The sequence below is a fragment of the Pseudoduganella sp. RAF53_2 genome (assembly GCF_052113985.1).
GTDB lineage: Bacteria > Pseudomonadota > Gammaproteobacteria > Burkholderiales > Burkholderiaceae_D > Rugamonas.
The window spans coordinates 1-6,052 of the sequence record NZ_JBFRDW010000361.1; the positions used below are offsets into that span (position 1 = coordinate 1).

At 59.7% G+C, this 6,052-nt stretch carries 8 protein-coding genes; 4 read left to right on the plus strand and 4 right to left on the minus strand.

What is annotated here, in order from left to right; all coding sequences use genetic code 11:
- On the minus strand, positions 1 to 462 hold a 462-nt coding region (locus AB4Z11_RS19995), incomplete at its 3' end, for a cation:dicarboxylate symporter family transporter (protein ID WP_442027157.1).
- A gap of 102 nt (positions 463 to 564) precedes the next feature.
- On the opposite strand from AB4Z11_RS19995, the gene AB4Z11_RS20000 reads away from it, so the two are divergent.
- Positions 565 to 1,092 (plus strand): gamma carbonic anhydrase family protein, encoded by a 528-nt coding sequence (locus AB4Z11_RS20000; RefSeq protein ID WP_442027158.1) that lies wholly within the window; start codon positions 565 to 567, stop codon positions 1,090 to 1,092.
- Positions 1,093 to 1,208: 116 nt separating this feature from the next.
- Positions 1,209 to 1,628, plus strand: coding sequence for a DUF4019 domain-containing protein (locus AB4Z11_RS20005; protein WP_442027159.1), 420 nt, complete (start codon positions 1,209 to 1,211; stop codon positions 1,626 to 1,628).
- A 3-nt stretch (positions 1,629 to 1,631) separates the two neighbouring features.
- Here AB4Z11_RS20005 and aqpZ read toward each other — a convergent pair whose 3' ends face one another.
- The gene (aqpZ, locus tag AB4Z11_RS20010; RefSeq protein WP_442027160.1) at positions 1,632 to 2,327 is read right to left on the minus strand and encodes an aquaporin Z; all 696 of its coding nucleotides are present in this window, start codon (positions 2,325 to 2,327) and stop codon (positions 1,632 to 1,634) included.
- Between the two features lie 320 nt (positions 2,328 to 2,647).
- On the opposite strand from aqpZ, the gene AB4Z11_RS20015 reads away from it, so the two are divergent.
- A complete protein-coding gene (locus AB4Z11_RS20015; protein WP_442027161.1) occupies positions 2,648 to 3,250 on the plus strand; it encodes a hypothetical protein in 603 nt (200 codons plus the stop codon).
- On the opposite strand, the gene AB4Z11_RS20020 is transcribed toward AB4Z11_RS20015, so the two are convergent.
- Complete coding sequence (locus AB4Z11_RS20020) at positions 3,247 to 4,125, minus strand: hypothetical protein (protein ID WP_442027162.1); 879 nt, start codon at positions 4,123 to 4,125, stop codon at positions 3,247 to 3,249. The two genes, AB4Z11_RS20015 and AB4Z11_RS20020, sit on opposite strands and share 4 nt — an antisense overlap.
- A gap of 74 nt (positions 4,126 to 4,199) precedes the next feature.
- Entirely contained in the window at positions 4,200 to 4,994 is a 795-nt protein-coding gene (locus AB4Z11_RS20025) for a 3-hydroxybutyrate dehydrogenase (RefSeq protein WP_442027163.1), read from the minus strand.
- Between the two features lie 111 nt (positions 4,995 to 5,105).
- On the opposite strand from AB4Z11_RS20025, the gene AB4Z11_RS20030 reads away from it, so the two are divergent.
- The gene (locus tag AB4Z11_RS20030; RefSeq protein WP_442027164.1) at positions 5,106 to 5,987 is read left to right on the plus strand and encodes an alpha/beta fold hydrolase; all 882 of its coding nucleotides are present in this window, start codon (positions 5,106 to 5,108) and stop codon (positions 5,985 to 5,987) included.
- Positions 5,988 to 6,052: the final 65 nt, after the last annotated feature.

The window sequence follows — 6,052 nt, forward strand, 5'->3', positions numbered from 1 at the left end:
CAGCACTTGTAGGATATCGCCCTTGGTGAAGGCGTCCGCCACGGTGTTCGGGATCACGTTCATCAGGAAGTCCACGGTGGACTGGTGCTTGGCCTGTTCCGTGTACTTGGCGATGGATTTCACGTCCAGGGTAGCCGGATCGGCGTTGAAACCGTGGCCAGGCTGCAGGGTGTTGGCCACGAACAGGCCAATAATCAAGGCGAAAGTCGACACGACCTCGAAGTAGAGCAGGGCTTTGCCGCCAACGCGGCCGATCTTCTTCACATCGTGCATATTGCCGATGCCGGATACCACGGTACAAAAGATCACCGGCGCGATGATCATCTTGATCAGTTTAATGAAGCCCTCACCCAGCGGCTTCATGGCCACTGCGTCGTCAGGCAGATAGATGCCGAGCAGGACGCCCATCGCAATCGCGAAGAGCACCTGCACGTACAGGATTTTGTAAAACGGCTTTTTCATGATGGACCTCTTTTCGTCTCCGATAGTCTCATCATCGCAAACGATCTGGGTTATAACCATTGTGATTATCCGCATTGTGGAAAACCACAATATAATTTAACTATGCCAATACAAGCCTATCTCGATACCACCCCCGAACTTGCCGACGGCGTGTTCGCCCACGACTCTGCTCAAATTATCGGCGACGTAAAGGTTGGCCGCAATTCCTCCATTTGGTGTAATACCGTGCTGCGCGGCGACGTGAACTCAATCACGGTCGGCGAGTGCTCCAACGTGCAGGACTTCGCCATGTGCCATGTGTCGCACAAGACGCCGGCCAAGCCGGAGGGCTCGCCTTTAAGGATTGGGAATTACGTGACCATCGGCCATTCGGTGCTGCTGCATGGCTGCACCATCGGCGACGAGTGCCTGATCGGCATGGGTTCCATCATCATGGACGATGTGGTGATCGAAAAGCACGTGATGGTCGGCGCCGGCAGCCTGGTGTCGCCGGGCAAGGTGCTGAAAAGCGGTGGCCTCTACGTCGGCCGCCCGGCCATGCGCATCCGCGAACTCACGCCGGAGGAGATTGCCTATCTCAAGTATTCTGCGGAACACTACGTTCGCGTGAAGAATAATTATCAGAAGTAATTCGCCGTCTTAAAACTGCAATTCAGCGCCCGAAGTCCGCCGTTCATCGCAGAGCGTTGGACGGCGGCGGCATCCCCGCTTTATCGTTTGGCCGAATCTTTACTTTCGGAGGGAATGTGAAAAAACTGTCGTCGGTCATTTTGGCTGCCTTGCTTTTGACTAGCTCTGCGGCATTCGCTCAGGATGCCAAAGAGGTGTCTGACGCCCGCGTGGCTGCTGAACGCTGGCTGAAGCTGATGGATTCGGAGGAGTATTCGGCAGCGTATAACAGCAGCTCGTCCGGGGTGAAGGATATGTCGAAGATGGCATGGACGATGCTCGCCACGGCCACCCATGCGCCGCTGGGCGAATTCAAATCGCGCAAGCTGAAGTCGTCCGCCGTGAAAAAGACCAAGGCGGATACTGAAGCGATTTCCTTTGAATATGAGTCCCGATACGAGAAAAGCCCTCAGGTAAAGGAAGTCGTGACTTCCACCCACGAGAAGGATGGCGTTTGGCGCGTATCGGGTTACTCGGTCAGCAATGCGGAGAAGTAGGCCTTATTCGTCGGATAGCAGCGCGTTGTAAATCAGCGCGCCGATGACTGCACCGACAATGGGGGCGACCCAGAACAGCCACAGCTGGCTCAGCGCGTCTGTCTGCGCAAACAGGGCAGGGCCGGTGCTGCGGGCCGGATTCACCGAGGTGTTCGAGACGGGGATCGAGACCAGGTGAATCAGCGTCAGGCACAGGCCGATGGCCAGCCCACCGAACCCGCCTGCTGCGCGCTTGGCTGTCGCGCCGAGAATGACGATCAGGAAGATGGCCGTCATCACCACTTCGCACACCAGTACCGACATCATGCTGAAGCCGCCGGGCGAGCTGGTGCCGTAGCCGTTCGAGGCAAATCCCGCCGTGCCGGCAAAGTCCGCTTTGCCGGAGACGATCAGATACAGAATCGCCGCGGCCGCAATTGCGCCCAGCACTTGCGAAATAATATAGCCGGGCAGCTCGGCGGCCGAGAAGCGCTTGCCGACCACGAGGCCCACGGAAACGGCAGGGTTAAAGTGTCCGCCTGAAATGGGGCCCAGCGCGTAGGCGCCCGTCACGACCGTCAATCCGAACGCCAGTGAGACACCCAGCAGGCCAATGCCCACTTGCGGAAACGCCGCCGCCAGCACAGCGCTGCCACAGCCGCCCAGCGTCAGCCAAAAAGTACCGAGAAACTCCGCCGACCATTTCTTCACGTTATTCATTTTGGACTCTTTCGCAATTATTTTATTCACCCATATGCAGGCTCGCGCCCGCTGAGCGGAGCATACCATGTTGCCAAATTAGAAAATACCTGCATTTACAAATTCGGGGTGACGACCCTCGCCGCAAGTCTCTCGCCCGTTTTGTCTCTTTTGGGGTGTGCGTTCTGTCTCTTCTTGTCTCTTTCTGTCTCTTTTTTCGGCGCCCTAAAAAGAGACAGAAAGAGACAAGAAGAGACACAATAAAACGGGTGAAAGAGACAAAACGGGCGAGAGACTTGGGAACCAATCGCTCACCTGGTGCTCTAATGGTCGAGGAGGGCATGATCATGGATAAGCCGAATCGGGATCTGGTGCCGTACGCAACGTATTCGCGGCTGTTGAAATTCTTGCACGCGTCCGACAGCCCGCTGTGCGCTTCGGAAGCGGTCACGCGCGCAGTGCAACTTTGGATCAACTCGCGGCAGCGAGTGGTTGCGCCGGTCACTGGCTATCAGTGGAAGTGCCTGTTTCTGCCGAGCGGCACGCGATTGCGCGTGCACTGCATGGGGCAGGTGTCGTATGGCGAGGTGATTGGAGACGAGCTCGTTTTCCGTGGGCGAGCCGTCTCGCCGCGGCAAATGGTGACTGCGGCTGCTGGTGAGGCGCGCAATGCCTGGCGCGATTTGTGGGTTCGCCGCCCACAGGATTGCGACTGGACGCAGGCGGATAAGCTACGGCGCGCCTTGAGCGCGGATTCGAAGGCGGCTCAGCCGTCGCCAGCCGAAGCAATTCAACTCGCGGCGCGGAGCATGAGCGAAGCGCTGCAGACGGCGCTGCTGCTGGTCGATCAGAGCCGGCGGCAGGCTGAGCGGCAGGTCGAGCGCCGGGTGGCTAAGCACCGCAGGCGCGACGACCAGCTGGAGAGTGAATGGCTGGAAGACTAGAGCCGGCCGGCCAGCCACAGGGCTACATTGCGGACGTAGTGGTGAACGGAGTTCATTGCGCCGGGCGTAGTGGCGAGACTGCTACCGGGGGCTTCGCTGACGAAGTCGGGGCAGCCCATGGCGGGGTCCCAGTTATAGTCGGCAAAGTGGTGGAAGGTCGATTGCGCGATCACGGGACCGCGGCCTTCTGCGGGTTCGACGGCAACCGCGAGGTTGAAGCGATTGCCGGTGGCTTTGCTCACGCCAGTTGCGATCACGCGGGCCCGCGGATTGTCGGGTGGGGCGCCGACGGCACCTTCATGCGGGTGGGCAGGCAGGTAGTGGATCACGCCATCTGCCGAATCGGGATCGCGCAGCACCGGATGCGCCGGGCTGGCGACCGAGATTTGCTGAGCGTCGCCATTGGCGCCGGAATGGTAGTTGGGCCAGAGGATCTGCGGCGTGCCGCGATCGTCCGGCGCGCAACGCGGGTCCTCGGCCACGCCGTCGCGGGTGTGGAATTGGTGCAGGGCGCCGACGGTGGCGATTGAACAGATCGAACAGCCAAGGTCCATATGGTCGCGCGTGACCATCAGACCGCCGCCTTTACGGTGAAAGGCCGACAGGCCTGCGCAATCGTCGGCGTGCAAGCCATTGCCGACATCAACCGCAAACAGCCGGACTTCATCGAAGTCCGAAGAAGCCAGTGTTGACAGCACCGGGTCCGGCTCGCCAACCGGACCGCGATCGCGTGCCGTTATGGTGAACAGGGGAGCACCATCAGGGCCTTCAAGGCCGGCCAGATAAGTGCGCAGCATCGAGAACCGCCCGATATGCCAGTCGTTGGGCGCGGACTCAATGGTCGTTTGCAGCAGAACTTTGATTTGCTTGCTCATCGCATCTCGGTAAGTAGGTTGGCTTGCAGGCGCAAAGCAGTGCCGCGGTTACGCGCAATGAGCGCCCTTTGAAATTATTGAGCGACCCAGCCGCCGTCCATGTTCCATGCCACGCCGCGCACTTGCTTGGCGGCGTCGCTGCATAGGAAGACGGCAAGGGCGCCCAATTCTTCCGGTGTGACGAATTCACCGGAGGGCTGCTTGTCGGCCAGCAGGGCGCGTTTGGCTTCGTCGTTGCTCAAGCCATCTTTGGCGGCGCGGGCGTCGATCTGTTTCTGCACCAGCGGCGTCAGGACCCATCCAGGGCAGATGGCGTTGCAGGTGACGCCGGTCTGCGCCAGTTCCAGCGCGGTGGACTTGGTCAGACCGACCAGGCCGTGTTTGGCGGCGACGTAGGCCGACTTGCCGGCCGATGCCACCAGTCCATGCGTGGAAGCGAGGTTGATGATGCGGCCCCACTTCTGCTTCTTCATGTGATGAATGGCGTGGCGCGATGTGTGGAAGGCCGAGGTCAGATTGATGGCGATGATCGCATCCCATTTCTCAGGCGGGAAATCTTCGACGTTGGCCACGTGCTGGATGCCCGCGTTATTGACCAGCACATCGACGCCGCCAAAGCGCGCGGTGGCGTAAGCGAACATGTCTTCGATCTGTTCCGGCTTGCTCATGTCGGCGCCATGATAGGCGCATTGCACGTTGAATTCCTTGGCCACGTCGGCCTGCAGTTTCTCGATTTCGGCCGCGTCGCCGAAGCCGTTGAATACGATGTTGGCGCCTTCGGCCGCCAGCGAGCGGGCGATGCCCAGGCCGATGCCGGAGGTGGAGCCGGTTACCAGGGCGGTCTTGCCACTCAGGGTGGAACTAGTCATAGCGTGTCCTCTGCAATCAAAGTTGTCTGGTGGGTTACACTTCACAAGATTTTAAGCGTAAGCCAAGGTAGAATGTAGCCCAAAAAGTAACACCGTGCGAGGGATTGAAGAATGATTGAAGCAAAAATAAAGTCTGTTCAGTGTTTCTCCCTATCGGGCCTGCACCAGATGGCTTACAAGGAATGGGGCGAGGCGGATAATCCCAATGTGCTGGTGTGTGTGCATGGCGTAACGCGCGTGTCGGACGACTTCGATAACCTGGCGCGTGCCCTGTGCAAGGATTACCGCGTGATCTGCCCGGATGTGGTGGGCCGCGGCCGTTCCGGCAAGCTGCGCAACCCGCAGTTGTACCGCATTCCGCAATACGTGAGCGATATGGTGACCCTGCTGGCGCGCGTGCTGGCCAATGGCGAGCGCCAGACCGTCGACTGGTTCGGCACCTCGATGGGCGGCCTGATCGGCATGGGCCTGGCCTCATTGCCGGATAGCCCGGTCGCAAAGCTTGTGTTGAATGACATCGGCCCCACTTTGGACGCCGTGGCTGTGCAGCGCATCGGCGACTACATCGGCCAGGAAGTACGCTTCCCGACTTTCGAGATCGGCGCCAAGTTCGTGCGCGACGTCTCGACCACCTTCGGCGAACATACCGACGCCGAATGGCATAAACTGGCCGCCGACGTGCTACGCCAGGAAAAGGAAGGCTACTGGGTGCGCCACTACGATATGGGCCTGGCCCTGCCGTTCCAGTCGGTGACGCCGGAATCGGCCAAGTCCGACGAAGCCATGCTGTGGGCCGCCTACGATGCCATCAAGTGCCCGACACTGCTGGTGCGCGGCGCCAATTCCGACCTGCTGTCGCGCGAGACAGCACTGAGCATGACCCAGCGCGGCCCCAAGGCCAAGCTGATTGAAATTCCCGGTGTCGGCCACGCGCCGACGTTCCTGCATGACGACCAGATCGCCATCGCCAAGGATTTTTTGTTGAACCACTGAAGAGAACCATGGAAATCAAACGCTTTCACGTAGGTAAACGCCTGTCCGAAATCGCCGTCCACCAC